This is a genomic window from Bacteroides mediterraneensis (assembly GCF_016900355.1).
Taxonomy (GTDB): Bacteria; Bacteroidota; Bacteroidia; order Bacteroidales; family Bacteroidaceae; genus Phocaeicola.
On sequence record NZ_JACJKA010000038.1, the window covers coordinates 1 to 17,217 of the forward strand.

A 17,217-nucleotide genomic window follows, 5' to 3' on the forward strand; every position below is an offset into this window, starting at 1 on the left:
AATTTATGTGATAGAATATTATGCTAATTTCAAATTACCAAGACTACCTATTACAACAAAATGGGAGTTAACTTCTTGGATTTATGCCGCAATTGTTTTAGTCCCATTTGTTGTTTTTGTTTACAAAAGGTATTTTAAGCAAGATAAATTACAGGTTCTTCTTGAAGAGTATTCAAAGAAATCAAAAACTCGTTTAATGATAGGCCGTTTCTTTTTCTTTATTTATTGTATTTTTACATGGATAGGTTCATACGTTATTTTGGCATATTTTCAGCATTAAGAATACTATAACACATCAGAAGCCTGATCTCGACTAATTATGTTATTGAACACAATCAGCCGAGATTCTTTTATTTTGTTACTATATTCCCATCTCTTTCTGTATATTTGCACAATTCTATCATCAACAATAGGAAATATGGCATCGGAAATTCTCCTGGAAATAAACGGGCACACCTATCATGCTTTGAGGTTCTGTTATGAGTTTTACCGCTATACGGACGTTAAGGGCAAACCTGTTACAGGTTTGGAAGGCGGTGATATTCATGTGGTGTTGGAATCCAATGCAGACAATTCGTTGCTGGAAACCATGCTTTCCGACAAGTCAAGACAGGTGCCTTATCATTCATGGCCGGACTTTGAACCTGCTCCCATTTGCGGGAAAATCCAATTAATCAGGGATGATGTGGAGGTATTCCGGGAACTTGTCTTTGAGGAGGGGTATATCTACCGATACCATGAAAGTATGATGGCTGACGGGTATCCGATGAGTATTCTGCTTTCTATTTCGACCATGCGCCTGGATATCAATAGAAATGTTAGATTGGACAGAAGGTTGCTTACTACTTACGGATTTGGATGGATGAAATTAGGTAATACAGTATTTAAGCAAGTTGTGAAATTAAACCAATCAATACAGCCGCCTAAGAAATCTACTACTCATCAAGAAGAACCTGTGGTTTTAGTAACATCCGTTAAAGGAGAAAGCAAGGCAATAGTGTCTCAAACGGTGCAATATGTAGTCACAAAATACAATGTTCCTAACGTAAAAGATAGCGATAGGAAACGTGTAAAATGGGTGATAGAAGTTGACGGTCAGAAAGAATATCTGAAAGAACAAGGGGAAACGCTGGATTTACAAATCAAAGAAGAATGGCAGGGTAAAGAGATTACCGTGATGCCTTATTTGAAACAATGTACCTATAATGTTTCTGTACATACCAAAGTAGAACGATGGTATCTTCCACGTGTTATCGTACAAACAAAAACCAAAGAGGGATTTGGTGATAAGCAAGAACGTAATATTTATGAGTATGAAGATGCTTACGGAAATGGGCTTACAGAAGCATCTACTAAAATAGCAATAGATATGCATTGGGGAGATCAAAAAAATCATACAAACAATTTTACTACAAACCAGATAACCGATAATAATGTTCTAAAAAACATACAAAATCTTAATAAAAAGAGTGATAAGGAATTGTTTGCTATTTTTAAAAGGCTCATTAAATTAACATCAAGGGGAGAGCTTGAAAAACAGAATATATTATTAGTTAATCATTTAGAACAGCACATTAATTTAGAATACAAAAATGATATTCTAACTAAAAATGTTTTTTCTCGCGAGATTACCAATGAATTTATAAACTATATAAAACAAGGAATTATTCTGGAAATAAAAAACAAATCAGGTGATTTGAATAAAGCAGATTTTAGAGAAACTATAAAGCATATAAAAAGACCTAATTTTAATGTGAGCGAAGATAGACTTAGAGGTTTAACTATTGCAATCCATGACATATGGGGATTTAGAATTAGCATGGAAATGTACTCTTTTAACCCTAATAAAAAAGAGTGTATGGTTAAAGTTCGTTATAGGTTTTTTGACCATTTTGGTTTAGATTTAGATGACATTATTAATTATGGTAGCAAAGAAAAAATTATGAAAAAAATGGGCGTATTAGGTATACTAATTGAAGAATTTTCACTATCTCATCCTTCGCAGGGATTACCTCTAAAGAAATCTGGGCTAGGCCAAGGAATAGCCGAAGATGTCGCTAATGGTTTCTGCGCATGGTTTATCTTGCAGCATCTTAGAGGATATAAACCGTTTGTAACGGTAATGGAAAATGTTGAAATCTTTAAATTTAATATTTGATTAAATATGAAAAAAATATACCTTACTCCAATATTTATTATTGTAATCACAATAATAATTTATCATCAGTATAGAATAAGAACACCAGTTAAGTTTTATCCAATTCTCACACAAACTGATAGCTTAGGAAAATATGAAGTATTTGTCGTGCATAATGCCCCTTGTGATACGCAAAAGATTAAAGAAATCATAATAAAATTTGATTTTAACACACTGCCTCTTGATACTCTCAAAAAATATAAAACAATAGAACGGTTATTTTATCGAGAGACCAAATACATGACAAAAAATTTTAAAGAAGGCAAGGAATATCATCCAACATTTTCCACTTGGGATAATATCCAAGATTTTAATAACCATACAAAAGATGTTTTGATGCGGACCTTTTTTTATCTTACAGGGAGGAAAAGTTACTCGACCTGGGTGAATTGGGATTGGTTCGAAAAAGGAGAATTTCAATATATTAATTGGAATGAAGAATATTTTTCCAATTTAGACTCTTTTTACAAAGAAAAGAAAAAACTATACAATACATATTAGATATTTAGTTATCGTCACCATAAATACAAAAATTTATATATAATATGAATAGTTGCGTTAATAAAGTCTTGATTATATGCCTATGTGGATGCATATCCAGTGATAAGATTAATATAAACAAAATATCATCTAAATATCAATTTTGAACTGAGCTATGTAAGCTCCATATTTCAGCTCAAAATTGATATTCTTTTCTATGTTACGATCCACAATTAAGTATGTATGCTCCACCCGTGAAAAGGCTCTAACAGAACCGCAAGGGACTCGTCCGGCCTGCCATGATAGAGCAGTCCGCCCTCAATGCCAATTCTGCCATCCGGATAACGCTCTCTGAAACCGAATGAATAAGGAGCAAAGTCATAATACAACTCAATCTCACAAGGGCAGTTCGGATTCTTTTCCCAACTCTTCAGCCGCTCCAGACATTTTTGGAGCGTAGTGTCGCCGATGGATTCGGCATACTGCACTACCTTGTCGTAGTGCTCCTGGCTACATAAAATTTTCATACTCGTTTTCTTTATAAGGTTTATACTCAATCAAGGACAAATTCGTCCTCATAAACTTCCAGTTCCAATCCGCTTCCGCATATACGCACCAGCCATGTATATGGCAGGCGCTTAATCAGCTCGATGTTGCGGTACCCCTTATAAGGGCGTACCAGCGTGGCAAAATCCCCGATTTTCATATCCACAACCGTTTTTTCAGTTCACCTTCACCCGGTTCAACAACTGGCCGGAAATCTCATGAAGTTCACGGCAGCGTTCCGGCTGCTGTGCCCGTGCGAATGCCGTGATGCCCTGGGTCAGCTTCCAAAGTGTGGCACCGCCCGTCACCCCGTCGTCCGGGTTATTGTTCATCAGCAGCTTTTCCACCTCGCGACCCTCGTTCTTCAGCAAGGCTCCCCGCTGTACCAACTGTCTCAGTTCCTTATCGAAATCCACATCCACCTCAGCGGCTCCCTGAATCTCCACGGCCTTTTGCATAAGGGTGTCCCGGCTGTACAGCCCTTTGGTCAGGTCGGAAACCGCAGAGACTGTAGTCTGCGTGTCCAGTTCGTAAGTCTTTTGGGAAAGGGCCATTGAGTCCGGCAGCTTCGCCCCCAGATGTACCTGCCGCATGACGGACTCACGCACCATCCCGTTGAGGCATGCCCCGTTGAGCAGGAAGGAACGCATGTCCACCGAACCGTTTCCGTAATCGGACGTGGAGAAACGTGCCCCGGCAAAGATGACAACCGTACCGTTCTTGCGGGTGGGGATCTCTATGGGAGTGGGCAGGATAGTCTCGCACCAGACCTTCGTATCGTTCATGTAGGCATCTGAAACGACCGCCCCCTGGTTTGCCGCCTCCCGGATGAATGCGGTCAGGATCTCCACCGAATTGAGCCTCCGATAGGAATCGGACAATATGCCCCGCACTTCGGTTCCTACCGCCCGGACCAGCACGCGCGTCCGTTCCGTCCAGCCCGAATGCTCGTTCAGGATGGTGGCGCACAACTGTTTCTGCCATGCGGCTCCCGCCGAAAGTTCACGGAGGTATTTGGCCGGGATGCCCATCTTTTCGGAAACCTGGCCGATGGCATTGGCGTGCAGGCTGAAATCACCTTCAGGCATCGAAAGCTGCACCCGGCCCGCTGCCTTGAACGACACGACAGGATGTTGTTCTCCGTTTCTGCGGCTGCCCCCGATGGGTGCAATGTAGTCCTGTGCGATTTTCCCTTCTGCGAGCAGCCGGGTAATGGTACCCATCACATCCTGTTGCCTGCCTTCGACCATCCGCCGTACCTTGTTGATCACTACCTGATTCAATCCCTGCTGCTTCTGTACCGGCGCAGCTGCCGGCATTGTCAATGTTGCTTCCATAAATGATTCTTGTTTTAATATTGTCAGATAAAGTCTTTTTTCAACAGCTTTCGGGAGCAGCCGCTTTTGAACCGCCCCAGCATCCGTTGGTATTCTTCCTCGCTATACCCGCCAATGCCGAACAGTTCATAATATCCGGAAAAGGGATATTGTTCCGCCTCCGGAGAGTGAATGCTGACCGTCTTATGCGCAATGACGATATGACGCACAAATCGGTAACACTTGTGCAAGTCTTCCAGTATGGTATATTCACGGTCCGTATGCGGCTCATAATACCCACAGGAGATATTGGCACAAGAAACCGGAAGTCCCCTTCTTTTCAGCATATATACATCCGTTGTGGCACCCTCGGCCGGTTTGTAGCCGTATTTGGGAGCGGCGGCACACCCGATGAAGTCGCGTGTACAGAGTTCCGTGCCATGTATGCGGGTGACAAAGTCCGAATCGCCCCGGCGGTCGCACTGGAGCACGAAGCGGCAGTCCGAAAAGAAAGCCATGTCCGCCTCCCGGCTTCCTATGCATCCGTTCTCTTCCTGGACGAAGAAAGCGCATTTCATCACCTTGAAATCCTCCAGACATTTCAGGCAGATCCAGATGCCGTTCTTGTCATCGGCGCCGATGCCTGTCATACGCTTGTGGCGATAATCATAGCCTATCACCATGGCATCCGCCACCACGTATGCCCCGTAAGTGCCTGTCCTGTGGTGGTGCACCTCGTCCACATGCGCCACGACGCACGGATAAGTCTTTGCCTGGCCCTTTACGGCATAAAGGTTACCCAGACGATCCTGTCTGCAAGCTATGCCCATACGCTTCAACTCCGCTTTGAGGTAACGGAGCATGGGCTTTTCCTTCCCCGACGGGGAAGCTATGTTATAGAGTGTCATCAGTCTTTCCATAAAATTGATATTTGAATATAATACATCAAGTACAGGCGTACACCCTTGCGGATATACGCCTGCGACAGCCTTTATGATATAAAAAGTTTCTCCAGTTGCAAATAAGTCCTGAACGGCGGGATCGGCCGGCCTTTCTTGAAAAGCACGGAAGGGTAAACTTTTCCTTTGTATTCCCGTGCTGTGCCTTTTATCACTTCTCCGAAAACGGTATTTGTATAGAAGGATGTCCTGCATGAGGGACAGAAAACTTTTTCGAAATCATTATGTATCCTGTTACAGTTCGGGCACACTTGCATCATGCGGACGGCGTTTCCGCTTGTAGTCCGGCAGTTGGCAATCTGTCCTTCCCCCTCATAATTTCTCAGTTCCATTTTCCCGGATTTCATGGCGATGCTGCAAAATGTGTCCATATAAGGTGCCCCTTTCTTATGCCAGCGGAAAACCGGTACTTCCACGACGAGTGCCAGTTGGAGTTCTTGTCCTGCCACAATGCCTGTTTCTTGCAGGCTGTTCAGTGCCACATATTCCTTGGTATGGTGGTAATCGTTGAACTTTCTGCGCAGGAGAATCCCGATCCGGCGTGCCTCATTCTGCATCATTCCTATGACAAACGTATGGGACGAGTATATCCGGTCTGTCAGCGAAACCGTGTCCAACCCATAGTTGTTACCCGGACAGCGTACATTCTCCCACACGATGGCACGTCCGAGCACATTGTTGCTCTCGTCCCTTGCCACCAGGATTTTCGCCCCCGCGAAGTTGGCATAGAAGTCTGCCGCATTGCGTGCCTTTTCCGGATAACGCATGCAGGAATTGTGCAGGGTTGATGTGGTATCGTCCGCTATCGGAGAATAATTATCCCCGTCGTATGCCTCGTAAATGTCCTGCATTCCTTCCAGCAGGCGTACGGTCACCTTGCTGTCCACGCAGATGGCGCTGGCGAAATAGGCCATGTCCGTTTCCGGATACTCCGGCAGGTTCTTGAACAGCTTGACGAACGTGGACGGTTCCATATCCACCCGGTTTTCCGGGAACAGGGGAGCCTGCGGATTGTTGCGGTCCGGGAAATGCTCGTTGGACAGGTCCTTGTTACAGGCGGTGAACACGATGCGGATTTTCTGGAACCCGTCGCAGGATGTCCGTTTGCGTTTGGTGGAAAAATGGTTGTAGAATCCCCGTACAATCTCTGTGACATCCACATTCTTCTTCAACTCGGCAAAGATGTCCCTTGCGATAACGCTCCCGTTTTCTGCTGCATGAGCCAGACGGGATTTCAGTTCATTGCTTGCATTTACTTTCATGATTTTGTCAATTGAATAATGGATAATTCAAAATTCAACACATACTGAGCCGTTCGATGAAATACGGGATGAAGTCATGCTCCAGTCCGAGGCTGTCACATGCCTGTGCGAAATCCTCCGCACGGAGGTCATCCGTATCCCTGTAGTCCAGCAGGTTGCGTATCTCACCGTCCAGATACTCTTTCGCTTCTTCCGGAGTGCAGCCGCATGAACTGCAAATCCGGGCAATAATGGATGTTGTCATAGCTGTCATTTTTTAGAATTTATTGTTCTTTTTACAGGAAGTTCCCGGCTTGTCCAGTATTCTTCCCCGCTCATCTTGGATATGGTCGGGATGCCTGTGCGAGTAAGTATCGGATTGACCAGCCAGCCGTCGTTGAACTTTTCAGGCTGCAAGCTGTCGTGCCAGATAACCTCGCCTACGCAACCGTGTATGAGCATGTTGCATACGGTCATCAGGCAGCAGGTGCGGTTGATGTCCTCACCGACCAGATAGCCGCCGAGGTTGCGTACGTGCCAGGCAAGCAGCAGGCGTCCGCTGCCACAGGTCGGATCCCCCATCCGCTGTCCGGGCAGATGTTCTCCCGTATCGGCGCAGGCCGTCATGAGTTCGCAAATTGGTACCGGAGTGAAGAACTGTCCTTGTGCCTGTTTGGAACCGGCGGAAGAGAACGCCATGTAAATGTCGCCGAACGGGTCATACCAGCTGTCATCTTCTTTCAGACGGCTTTGCATGAGCCGCACCCATTCGTTCACCATGCCCATGAACGCGGCATTCTGCTGCCGCTTGTATTTCCAGCTTTTGAGCGGGGGTGCGCCGGGGGAGAAACCGTGGATGACAAATGTCAGGAAATCATTGAATACGGTCAGCGGATCATAACCGCAGGCATGGGAAAAATCTGTCATCAGCCTTGCCAGGGGCTGTATCTCTTTGGGAATCGGGTATTGTGCCATAGCCTTCAATTTTTAATTGTCAGTTCCCGGTTATGCAGGTAAAGTTCTACCTGCCTTGCCACCATGTCGCAGAATTTCTGTCCGTTTCCCTCCTCGCTCCTGAAATAGGCCAGCATATCCCACAAGTTGCGGTTGAAGTAAAGCGTCCATTTCTCGTAATAGTGCTGCCCGCAGGCTTTCCCGAAGGTTTCCTGAAAAAGCGGAAGGGTCAGTCCTTCGCTCGCATGATGATTGTACTGCCATAAGGATACAACCAGCATTTGTCTGTAGTTCATTGTGATCATATATTCTAACTTTTAATGAGACATCTGCCTGCTTGCAGGCATTCTTATTTCTTGTCGCAAAAGTTGGCGTTTGGCCCGGGACCGTGCAAGGCTTGGCGGGAAAAAATACCGCAGCGAAGCGAGGATGATTTTTTCCCAGCCAACCAGCCCCATGGGGGCCGCCTTGCCCGGTCAGCCGGGCAAACGGTTATTTTTGCTGCAAGAAATGAGGATGACATTTCGTATCATGCTTTTTATTTGGCGTTCTTCTGCAAAGGCCCTTAAAATACAGAATGTCTGCTATGCAAAAATCTTTCCCTCCGGGGAAAACGAGCGACTTGAGCTCTTTCAGCCCGTCACAATAGAAAAAAATGTCATCGTCTGTAGCCGGATTCACCGTTTGGGAAAGCCTGATATTCACTTCCGGATAGATGCTGCCATCGTTCCAAACAATGGCACAGACTGCATAATCCGGTTGGCAGCCGTTATTCCTGATGAACATCTTGAAACCGTTCTCCATCTCCTTTTGAACCAGAGCCTGGCCTTCACCTGACGGCGGGTCAATAATGGCCAGCTCTTCCGCATAAACTTCCGCTTCGCTTACGCCGTTCCCTATCAGCAGCACCCGGGAGTCAAATTCCAATATTTCAGCTTCCGTTATTCCTGCATTATATTCTTCATTCGTATCAAGTACCTCATAGACGCCTGATGTTTCTCCGGCAGGGTCGTTCCAGTACACTGCCTGTTTTTCCTTGAACTTTCTCATCTTATGTTTCCAATCATTATTAAAATTATGAAAGCCCCATCCGACAGGACAGGGCTTTCGTTTTAATCACACTCAAGTCATTCTGCGTTCCGTATGTTCCGTTTCTCTCTTGACGCTCCGGAGGCGTTTCAAGAGGTGCAGGAAAATTTCACGGTCGTAGATACGGTACAGGAACCTTTTGCCCGTTTCCTTAATTTTTCCCGTGAAGGTGACGGACTCCCTGCCTGCCGGATATTGGAAGAATGTCCCGGCCGCTAACAAAGTGTAACCGTCCTTCTCCATATAATCCATGAATCGGTCCAGGTCATCGATGCCTCCCATTCCCGCGTAGTAAGTGAAATGATGCCTGCGCAGGCTTTGGAGGATACGGGCGACATCCTTGCGTGCCTCCTGAACGGATTCCATCTCCCCGGATACGGTCAGGTTGCAGATGAAGCGTGGACCGCCTTTGCCTGTAATGAAGAAATAGGCGGTTCCCATTCTCCAGCAGTTTTCATCTGTTCCGGAAGAAACAATATTCCACTTACGGATTTCCGGTTTCAAGGTGATACGCCGGTAATGTTCGCCTATCTGACGCTGCAGTTCCTCGTGGGGCAGGTTGACAGGACGGATACCGGTAAAGCACCGGCCGGATACTTTGAAATAAAAGTCATGCAACTCCCAGTGATAAGGTGTCGCATTAAAGAAGCAGTTCCGGTTCCGGCGAATGGAAGGGAAACCGCACTGTTCCTCATACCATGACCGGTGAACTTCCCTGAACGGCGCACAAAGGGATTCCATGTAAATACGGTTTTTCTTTTGCAACTCCTTCGCTCCAAAAGCATACAGGTACGGGTTATGTTCCTTTTCACGCAATTCTATGAGGGTGTGTCCGGAATCGTCACAATGTACTCCGTCAGACATGACGGTCAGGACATCTCCCCGAAAATACCGGGAATCTGCCACATATTTTCTTTTATCATGGTCCATTGTCATGCGTTTTGAAGGTTCAACAATCTTTTTGCCGCCCGCACCGCATTCATGGTCAGTTGCCGTTGCCACGCCTTGTTCTTTGGGGACCAGCGGAAACCGTTCGACTTCAACTCTTTACGCCTGGCATCGTCCGGAATGCCGTCGAAAAGGATCTGAAGCCGGTCAATCTGCCGGTTCCACACCAGCCTGCCTCCTTCAAAAAGGATTTCACTGTTTTCCTCCTGTCTGGAGGCCTGCATTTTCTCTCTTACACGGGCCGCCATTTCGGGAAACTGGAAGAAACGGTTGCGCGGGGTGATAATCGGCTTTTTTGCATCGGCATTACAGGTACGGATAAAGTCAACGGCTTTTTGTACGGTTTCCACTTCACCCCGGTTGACGTAGGTCATTACCTTGTTCAGGATGCTGCTGACGAAAAGCGCCCGGTTATACCCCCGGATTTTTCCGGTATCCAGTTCGTGAATGGTTTGTGCACTGTCTGCGATATCCCTTTTCAGACTTTTCCAGGCGGCTTCCTGTTTCTCCTCTCCCGGACGCGCTTCCTCCTGCATCCGCTTCATGGCGGCAAGGAATCGTTCCCGCCAGCATTCAAGCTCCTCCTGCCTGTTCTGGCAGGCCTGCTCCGCCTTTTCCTGTTTCCGGCGGTCGAAGCCTGTCGGTCCGGTCACAGCCGGGCTCGCACACCGTGACAGGCTGCCGAACAAGTCGGAAAGGCGCTTCCGGTAGCCTTCCTTATATTGTTCCCGTTTTTCTTCGGGAATGGAAGTCAGGTCGGCACACAACTGCTCCTCATGGCGACAGATGTCTGTCTGGGCACGTTCCTCCGGGTCAAACGAATTCCACCGGTAGGCACTGCATGCACTGTCATACAGGTCTTCCAGATAGCCAGGATATCTGCATCCGACAATTTCCCATTCCTTGAAATCCGCCGGACGGATTACCTTCTCTATTCCATCAGCCGCCTCTATGGTGTGCACATACGAATGCATGCCCGTACAGCGCTTTCGAAAATGAAAAAGGACGGGAACTTCGTCCGTCCCCGTCCTTCTGATGCTTTTCGCACGGTAGGCGTTGCTCTCCGTGAGCATGACAGCCTGTTCTTTCGGAAAGCCCGCTACTTGTCCTTCACGGGGTTTCGGTGTCGTTGTTGTCATCATTGTTCTGTTGTTTTAGTTAAACATAAGTCTTATTGGACTGTTTCAATATTCATATTTTCATCAATACCGGTCATAACTTATTGACGCTTCTGTATATTCCGGAGTGACTTGCCGTCATACAGGTTGACTGCCCGTTCCACCAAAGGTCGCCGATATGTGTCCGACAACTCCGCATAGAAACGTTCAGCCGCACCGAATACGCCATTGCCGGACAACAGGCACCATTTTTCCCAAAAATGACGGGACATGTTCCCGTACACAATTCTGCACTCTTCCTGGCTCCAGGTATTCCACATATAGTAGAAGAAACTGGAAACTGCATTTTCTGCTTGAAAATTCATAATTCTTCTATTTGAGGTTATATATAGTTCACTTCAGAAACGTTCTTCCTTGCCGTCATATGTCCAGCGGAAAAAGCGGTCTCCCTCAGCCCATTGCATGGCCCGTATGTACAGGTAGAACGCTTCTTCCAATGTCAGTCCGTCCGCCGGTACGGATGCCAGCATTTCACCCATACATACTTCACTGTCACCATAACCGGATTTTATTTCTTCAAATTTCTTACCGCAAAGGGTATTCTGTAGAAGGCTGTTGCCGGAACAGTACAATTCTTCTTCAAAATAGCCCTGTTTGCTTTCGGACATTCCTGCTCGTCTTGGCTCTGTTTTATTTTCCATTTTATCTGCTTTTGAGAATTATACAATGATTGTCAAATTGGTTAAGAGACAATCTTTAACGTTTCACCGAAGAAGGAGTCACATGCTCCATATACATGTTGAATGGAACATTCGGTCTCTGACTTTTCGTTGTCAAGCCTGAAGAGGAAACCGTAACGGCCTTTTGGTTTTAGTTCCAACTTTACATCCTGTTGCAATTCCATTCCGAACAGGCTGCCGCCGCCGTATATGAAACTGAATATGCCGCAATAGTTACCTTTGGGGATAATGACTTCCTTGAATGAGAATCCGATGTCATATAAGTCTTTTAGACTTACTTTCCCGATATAGGTCAGCAGGTTTGCACCGCAACAGGAATTGATAAGTTCCTGATAGAAATGTTCGTAGGACACTTGTTCCTTACCGTATCGGCTTTTCCTGTCCGGGAAACGGCCATGTGCCGTGTAGCCCTTCTCCACAAGCATCTTCTTTACCCTGGCGGGATTGAGCTTCAAGGCGTCCACCATGTCACCGAAATAGGACTCCTCGTAACGATACCCTCCTTGTGATTCAAACCAGTTGGAATTGATGCAGTCGTAATCGGAAAGCATCTCCACCCGTACCGGGATGTCATCCGTATGTTTGATCAGTTCCGTCAAAACGTCTGAATCATCACGGGCATAAATCTCGCTCCTTATTTCATCATCGTGTTCCTCAAAGAAAGATTCCACTTCCTCCTCATCGAAATCATGGAAAAGGATGCATTTTTCCTTGAGCTTTTCCATAATCCCTTTGGCCGCCTCCCATTCGGAATCTCCGTACCATTCTTCCGTCTTGTCCCAAAGAGGTTCCGGACTTCTCTTGTCCAGACATTCCTGGAGCAGGTCACGGTTGCCGTCAAGATTGTCCCGGCAATCCGTCCATACCAGCGTATAGGATTCGTCCATCAGTGATTTCACCAATTCCATTGTCAGTTTTTTCTTCATTGAAGTTACCTGTGTACGGCAGGATTTGATTTCCCGTACATGATGTGTATGAAAGTGCATAAATGAAAAAAGGCGGCCTTGCGGTCGCCCTTCCGTTATTTTTCTTCTATCCTTATTTTGACAAGCTGCCTGAAACGTGCGGCTATTTCCCCGCATTTGCTCCAGGCAAGTTCCTTATACTTGCAGCGAATGGCGCAATATTCTGGCCAGGATTTGCCTATGAATTCATCCCGGTAGGAATCCATGCGCAGTTCGGGGTATTCCCGGAACAGCGTTTCAAACGCCTTGCGCCATTTGCGTGTCTGCCACGAGCCTTCCGCCACCAGGGTAATGAAGCGGAACAGCTGTTCGTCTGTCCTTACATCCAACGCAAGGAAGTGGTCAATCCTCGGCCATACATTGTTGGAATGCTGCCACGTTTCTATTTGGTGGGTATGGGCGTTATAAATCATTTTGGTAATTATCTGATAACTCATATTTGTTTGTTTTTTTAATTGTAATGCCATCATCTCATTCCTGCAAATCTTCATAGTAAGGGACATTGAAATGCGCCGCCGCCTCGTCCATCTCCTCCAAACGGATTACTTCCATATCCGATGTCTCATCGTCACCGGCATTTATCCGTTCTTTCATCTTCCGGTGCATCCTGCGGACTATCTTGCGCATGGTCTCATCATCCGTATTCTTCGTACGAAACGGGTAGGAAAGGTTTTCAAGTTCGTAACGGGTCAGGACGGTGCAATCGCAGCGGAAAGGCTTTTTGTAGAAAGCGTCGTCCGTATCAGCCGGCTGGGGTTCGGGAGCGGGATCAAGGCTATGACTGAAAGCGATGTAATTGCTGCTGCCCCGTTGGGTCTGATTGTTTTCCCGGAAGAAGTCCAGGTCCCATTGCGTCAGCCGGAAGCGCTTGCGGTTGCCTGCCAGGTAATCCGTCACTGCTTCCTTGGAGGAGAAGGGGGCGACCAGTTCCATGCTGGACGTGCTGAGCCAGGCATCGCAACGGTAGAGCAGCCAGATTTCCTTTTCTTCTGCCGGAAGGTTGTCCCCTTGCCTGTAAAAGTCGTGAATGGCGTTATTCAGGCTTCCGAACGCAAGGCGGACTTTGTCCTCCAAAGGGATGTCCGCAGAACTGTCGCTGAAACGCCTCTCGACAAAACTGCGGAAAGTGCTGTTGTTCAGATATTCCTGCGCCTCCTTGTCTTCGGGAGCCAGCATGATATTGACACTAATGAAATCATTGGCCGTAAGCACGTGCTCTTCCCTGTTGTATTCGTCCTCCGTCCTGCACACGGCAAGGGAAGGGCTTTCCGCTTCCACCTCGACCACGCGGCGGAGCGTTTCCTCAATGGCGATTTTGTATTCCATGATTCTTCTTTTTATGAATGGATGATTTCAAGTATTTCCTCATCACACAGCGTATGAATGTCCTCATCACTTAGGAAACAGGCAAATTCTTCCAGCATCTCAACTGCTTCTATCAATAAAGGGCTGTCAAACTCCAGCCTGGCCTCCAACCGTTCCGTGGAAACCTTATATCCATCCACTTCACGCACAGGATACGCTATTCCGAAATAATATACGCTGTCTGTAGGATACTTGCCGTTAATTCTCGTTTGGTTTACTTCTGTTCTCATGTTTGCAATCTTTATACGGTTAGACATGACCGGCTCTTGGAGCCAGTATTTCTGTTTCTTACGTGCAGGGTTGCTTCCTGCCGGGATTGTGCAAGGCTTGGCGGGAAAAAATACCGCAGCGAAGCGAGGATGATTTTTTCCCGGCCAACCCCAACGGGGCATGGCCTTGCTCAATCCAAAGGCAGGGGGCTAAATTTGCTGTAAGAAAGAGAAATATGGATTGTGCTATTAAGGTGTGGACAAATACAATATCACTCTTTATCAATTTGAAGAAGAATTATTTCAGTAGATTATATACTTAGAATTATACGCAATTCAAATAAAAACCGTATCTTTGCATAAAACATTAAGTATGGATATATCTCAGACATCCCAAAAATTAGAGCGTTATCATTCCCTTAAAGGAAAGAGCATAATGCCATCCTTGTTTCGCTGGAAGAAACAGGGAATGGTGGCGCATGTGCGCAAAGGTATCTATTTGCCCTCAGATTTACAGGACAAGTTCAGAATAGCCTGCAACGCTGTCGAGGAAGGTTGCCTTGTGTATCATGCTGCCTTGGAATATTATTCACTACAGACACAGGAATTCAACTGGTTGTATGTATATAGTTCCTCCATTTTCCGTACATTCACTTATCAAGGTGAGTCCTATATTTATAAGCCGGTAAAGTTCTTGTATAAACCGCTTGTCGTGGATAAAGACAATCCGTATCCGATCCGGGTAACATCTATCAACCAGACTCTTATAGACTGTCTGTACAATATAAATCTGGCTGGAGGATTGGAAGAACTATTGTATGCCATATCAGAACTTGACCATACGCTTGTCAATGAGAAAGATATGCTACACTGTCTGGAACTGTATGGAAGCAAGAGCCTCTTTCAACGTGCGGGATTTGTTTTGTCTCACTTTAAAGATGATTTGCGCTTGTCGGACTATTTTTTCAAAGCATGCAAGGAAGGCATGGGAAAGAATATCAGTTACTTAATAAATCCATATTATTGTGATTCATTTTCCAAGGAATGGAAACTGTGTATCCCGGCAAATGCAATGAAAGAAATTCAAAAAGATTGCTATTATGAAATTTGATCTTCAGAAATCTGAAATACAAAAGATTGCCGCAGAACATAATTACACGGTCAATAATGTTGAAAAAGTCATTCGGCTGTCTTTTATTCTGAATGACCTGAATACGCATACGGAATTTAGAGGGAAATTATTGCTGAAAGGAGGCACCGCCATCAATTTGCTTGCTTTTGCCGAACCGCCCAGACTCTCGGTTGACCTCGACCTGGATTTTGCGGAAAACATGTCGAAAGAGCAGATGATGGAGGAAAGGAACAAAATCAATCAGGCATTGATCCAATATTGCCAAGAGAACGATTATGAAGTTACACTGCGGAAATCATTCTCATTGGACTCTTATTCTTTATATTACATAACAGTAACAGGGAGTAGAGACAAGATAAAGCTGGATATAAATTATCATAACAGGTGCCATATACTTCCCTATGTGATAACCCAAATACCTTTTCCTTTTTCAGTAAAAGATGGTATGCTGAATGTTACACATTTAGCCCTGCCGGAACTATTCGGTGGAAAAATTAAGGCGTTTTATGAGCGTTGCAAGCCAAGAGATATCTATGATATATATTCTCTTGCCCAATCGAATATCCTATCAACTCCGGAAGAACGTGCCTTGCTCAGAAAATGCATCGTTTTTTACAGTACTTTGGGGAATCCGGACAATCCTCATCTTTTAAAACAGGATGTAAGGCATATTTTGAAAATGCCGTTTCAGGATGTCAAGGCACAACTATTGCCGATGCTTCATATCAATGCGGGGAAATACCCAAAGGATGAAATAAATCATTGTGTAATAAACTATCTTTCTGCACTGATGGCATTGGATGAAACAGAACAAAAGTACATAGATGAATTTTATAGGGGCAATTATTGTCCCGATTTGCTGTTTGATAATGAAACGGCCATTAAATTGCTTAACCATCCGGTCGCGTTACGGACACAACAACAAATTATGAAGGACAAAGATGAAATTGAAAGCAACTAATTTTTTAGATTGTCATTGCCATATCAACAAAATTTCGTATATTTGCCAAACGGAATAAGGCAAATTCCTAACAGAAGAATATAGAGGCTATATAGGTGCAAAATCGGGGACCTTTTTCAGGTAATACTTAATAACTTACTGAATATCAGATGTTAAATTTGAGAAGGTTAGTCCCGTCCGCACCGCGATAAAAGCTTGATTTTATATTCAATGTAAAATCAAGTTTTTTTGTATGCAATTGTTAAGCCTTGTTTATAAAAAAAAACGTAATATCCATATGGGGATTTTCATTTGTCTGTTCTTCCCTTCCTTTATATATCCTTATTTTGCTTTTGGGGAATCTTCGATGTGGAATTATATGGGTCAGTAATCATCCTCTCCGTTGGAAAACATAGCCCTGCGTTCCGCTTCCGCGTCGAAAAATTCGTATTCGTCTTTTACCTTGGTAATCAGCCGGAGGATATTGTTTATCAGTTTGCGTTCCGCATCGCGGGCTGCGGGCAGGTAGTCCTCCAGGTCTTGTTCTATCGTGCAGACTTCTTCTTCAAATTCGTTGATATCGAAACTTTCGTCTTCCAGCAAATCATTCTCCAGCGCATTCTCCATGCGGGTTTTTAGTTCCAGTAAGTCATCTGTGTTCATCGTTCTCGTTTTTTGTGCCCTAAAGATAAGAAGATTATTGTTATGTTGTTCTTCTTTTTTTCTCAAATGTAGCGCTATAGATACCTCGACACGAACGAGTCGACACCTCGTCACGTTTGTGTCGACCTCTCATCACGTACGTGCCGAGGTCTCCGCACGAACGTGCTGAGGTATTTTTGTCGGGAGGTTGTGAAAATTAGAGGTAGTCGTTTAGGGGAATCTCCTAATTAACGTGAGTTCGATATAATTCAAAACATAGTAAGTTGCCCGTCTTTGACAAAACACAGGTCAATGGCGGGCTTCTTTTCAAAGAAACAGTATGCTGCTATGGCAGATAGAGAATTGGCAATGAAGT

General features: G+C 45.3%; 23 protein-coding genes and 1 pseudogene. 5 read left to right on the plus strand and 19 right to left on the minus strand.

Annotated features, from left to right (window positions below):
* The 3 genes from H6A28_RS14135 to H6A28_RS14145 form a co-directional block, all read left to right on the plus strand.
* Window positions 1-280, plus strand: a 280-nt coding sequence (locus tag H6A28_RS14135; protein ID WP_204480908.1) for a hypothetical protein, incomplete at its 5' end; no start/stop codon positions are given.
* A gap of 138 nt (window positions 281-418) precedes the next feature.
* The gene (locus H6A28_RS14140) at window positions 419-2,158 is read left to right on the plus strand and encodes a DUF3289 family protein (RefSeq protein WP_204428914.1); all 1,740 of its coding nucleotides are present in this window, start codon (window positions 419-421) and stop codon (window positions 2,156-2,158) included.
* A 6-nt stretch (window positions 2,159-2,164) separates the two neighbouring features.
* Window positions 2,165-2,698, plus strand: a complete 534-nt coding sequence (locus tag H6A28_RS14145) for a hypothetical protein (protein ID WP_204428905.1) — start codon at window positions 2,165-2,167, stop codon at window positions 2,696-2,698.
* 212 nt (window positions 2,699-2,910) lie between these two features.
* Here H6A28_RS14145 and H6A28_RS14150 read toward each other — a convergent pair whose 3' ends face one another.
* From H6A28_RS14150 to H6A28_RS14230, 17 genes are all read right to left on the minus strand, one after another.
* Entirely contained in the window at window positions 2,911-3,204 is a 294-nt protein-coding gene (locus H6A28_RS14150) for a DUF4120 family protein (RefSeq protein WP_204428903.1), read from the minus strand.
* 26 nt (window positions 3,205-3,230) lie between these two features.
* Window positions 3,231-3,383, minus strand: coding sequence for a hypothetical protein (locus H6A28_RS14155; protein WP_204428900.1), 153 nt, complete (start codon window positions 3,381-3,383; stop codon window positions 3,231-3,233).
* Between the two features lie 16 nt (window positions 3,384-3,399).
* Complete coding sequence (locus H6A28_RS14160) at window positions 3,400-4,560, minus strand: hypothetical protein (protein ID WP_204428899.1); 1,161 nt, start codon at window positions 4,558-4,560, stop codon at window positions 3,400-3,402.
* Between the two features lie 23 nt (window positions 4,561-4,583).
* Window positions 4,584-5,459 (minus strand): hypothetical protein, encoded by an 876-nt coding sequence (locus tag H6A28_RS14165; protein ID WP_204428898.1) that lies wholly within the window; start codon window positions 5,457-5,459, stop codon window positions 4,584-4,586.
* A 71-nt stretch (window positions 5,460-5,530) separates the two neighbouring features.
* Window positions 5,531-6,760, minus strand: a complete 1,230-nt coding sequence (locus H6A28_RS14170) for a hypothetical protein (RefSeq protein WP_204428897.1) — start codon at window positions 6,758-6,760, stop codon at window positions 5,531-5,533.
* Window positions 6,761-6,794: 34 nt separating this feature from the next.
* Window positions 6,795-7,004, minus strand: coding sequence for a hypothetical protein (locus tag H6A28_RS14175; protein WP_204428896.1), 210 nt, complete (start codon window positions 7,002-7,004; stop codon window positions 6,795-6,797).
* A gap of 5 nt (window positions 7,005-7,009) precedes the next feature.
* Window positions 7,010-7,714 carry an N-6 DNA methylase gene (locus tag H6A28_RS14180; protein ID WP_204428895.1) on the minus strand — a complete coding sequence of 235 codons (705 nt, stop codon included), beginning with the start codon at window positions 7,712-7,714 and terminating at the stop codon, window positions 7,010-7,012.
* 5 nt (window positions 7,715-7,719) lie between these two features.
* Entirely contained in the window at window positions 7,720-7,998 is a 279-nt protein-coding gene (locus tag H6A28_RS14185; protein WP_204428889.1) for a hypothetical protein, read from the minus strand.
* Between the two features lie 187 nt (window positions 7,999-8,185).
* Entirely contained in the window at window positions 8,186-8,743 is a 558-nt protein-coding gene (locus tag H6A28_RS14190; protein WP_204428887.1) for a hypothetical protein, read from the minus strand.
* 72 nt (window positions 8,744-8,815) lie between these two features.
* Window positions 8,816-9,712 carry a hypothetical protein gene (locus H6A28_RS14195; protein WP_204428885.1) on the minus strand — a complete coding sequence of 299 codons (897 nt, stop codon included), beginning with the start codon at window positions 9,710-9,712 and terminating at the stop codon, window positions 8,816-8,818.
* Between the two features lie 2 nt (window positions 9,713-9,714).
* The gene (locus H6A28_RS14200) at window positions 9,715-10,872 is read right to left on the minus strand and encodes a hypothetical protein (RefSeq protein WP_204428883.1); all 1,158 of its coding nucleotides are present in this window, start codon (window positions 10,870-10,872) and stop codon (window positions 9,715-9,717) included.
* A 77-nt stretch (window positions 10,873-10,949) separates the two neighbouring features.
* Window positions 10,950-11,213 carry a hypothetical protein gene (locus H6A28_RS14205; RefSeq protein WP_204428882.1) on the minus strand — a complete coding sequence of 88 codons (264 nt, stop codon included), beginning with the start codon at window positions 11,211-11,213 and terminating at the stop codon, window positions 10,950-10,952.
* Window positions 11,214-11,246: 33 nt separating this feature from the next.
* Window positions 11,247-11,549, minus strand: a complete 303-nt coding sequence (locus H6A28_RS14210; RefSeq protein ID WP_239465382.1) for a hypothetical protein — start codon at window positions 11,547-11,549, stop codon at window positions 11,247-11,249.
* A gap of 41 nt (window positions 11,550-11,590) precedes the next feature.
* A complete protein-coding gene (locus H6A28_RS14215) occupies window positions 11,591-12,514 on the minus strand; it encodes a hypothetical protein (RefSeq protein ID WP_204428881.1) in 924 nt (307 codons plus the stop codon).
* Between the two features lie 95 nt (window positions 12,515-12,609).
* Entirely contained in the window at window positions 12,610-12,990 is a 381-nt protein-coding gene (locus tag H6A28_RS14220; RefSeq protein WP_204428880.1) for a hypothetical protein, read from the minus strand.
* A 34-nt stretch (window positions 12,991-13,024) separates the two neighbouring features.
* Window positions 13,025-13,879: a DpnD/PcfM family protein gene (locus H6A28_RS14225; protein WP_204428879.1), complete on the minus strand. Its 855-nt coding sequence runs from the start codon at window positions 13,877-13,879 to the stop codon at window positions 13,025-13,027.
* An 11-nt stretch (window positions 13,880-13,890) separates the two neighbouring features.
* Window positions 13,891-14,148, minus strand: coding sequence for a hypothetical protein (locus H6A28_RS14230; RefSeq protein ID WP_204428878.1), 258 nt, complete (start codon window positions 14,146-14,148; stop codon window positions 13,891-13,893).
* A 415-nt stretch (window positions 14,149-14,563) separates the two neighbouring features.
* Here H6A28_RS14230 and H6A28_RS14235 point away from each other — a divergent pair, with 415 nt between their 5' ends.
* Together H6A28_RS14235 and H6A28_RS14240 are read left to right on the plus strand one after the other, a co-directional pair.
* A complete protein-coding gene (locus tag H6A28_RS14235) occupies window positions 14,564-15,238 on the plus strand; it encodes a type IV toxin-antitoxin system AbiEi family antitoxin domain-containing protein (protein ID WP_239465383.1) in 675 nt (224 codons plus the stop codon).
* Window positions 15,228-16,220, plus strand: a complete 993-nt coding sequence (locus H6A28_RS14240; protein ID WP_087248841.1) for a nucleotidyl transferase AbiEii/AbiGii toxin family protein — start codon at window positions 15,228-15,230, stop codon at window positions 16,218-16,220. Before H6A28_RS14235 ends, H6A28_RS14240 begins: the two co-directional genes overlap by 11 nt.
* Window positions 16,221-16,583: 363 nt before the next feature.
* On the opposite strand, the gene H6A28_RS14245 is transcribed toward H6A28_RS14240, so the two are convergent.
* Together H6A28_RS14245 and H6A28_RS15250 are read right to left on the minus strand one after the other, a co-directional pair.
* Window positions 16,584-16,862, minus strand: a complete 279-nt coding sequence (locus tag H6A28_RS14245) for a hypothetical protein (protein WP_204480909.1) — start codon at window positions 16,860-16,862, stop codon at window positions 16,584-16,586.
* 248 nt (window positions 16,863-17,110) lie between these two features.
* Window positions 17,111-17,217: pseudogene (locus H6A28_RS15250) on the minus strand (IS982 family transposase); the annotation flags it as partial.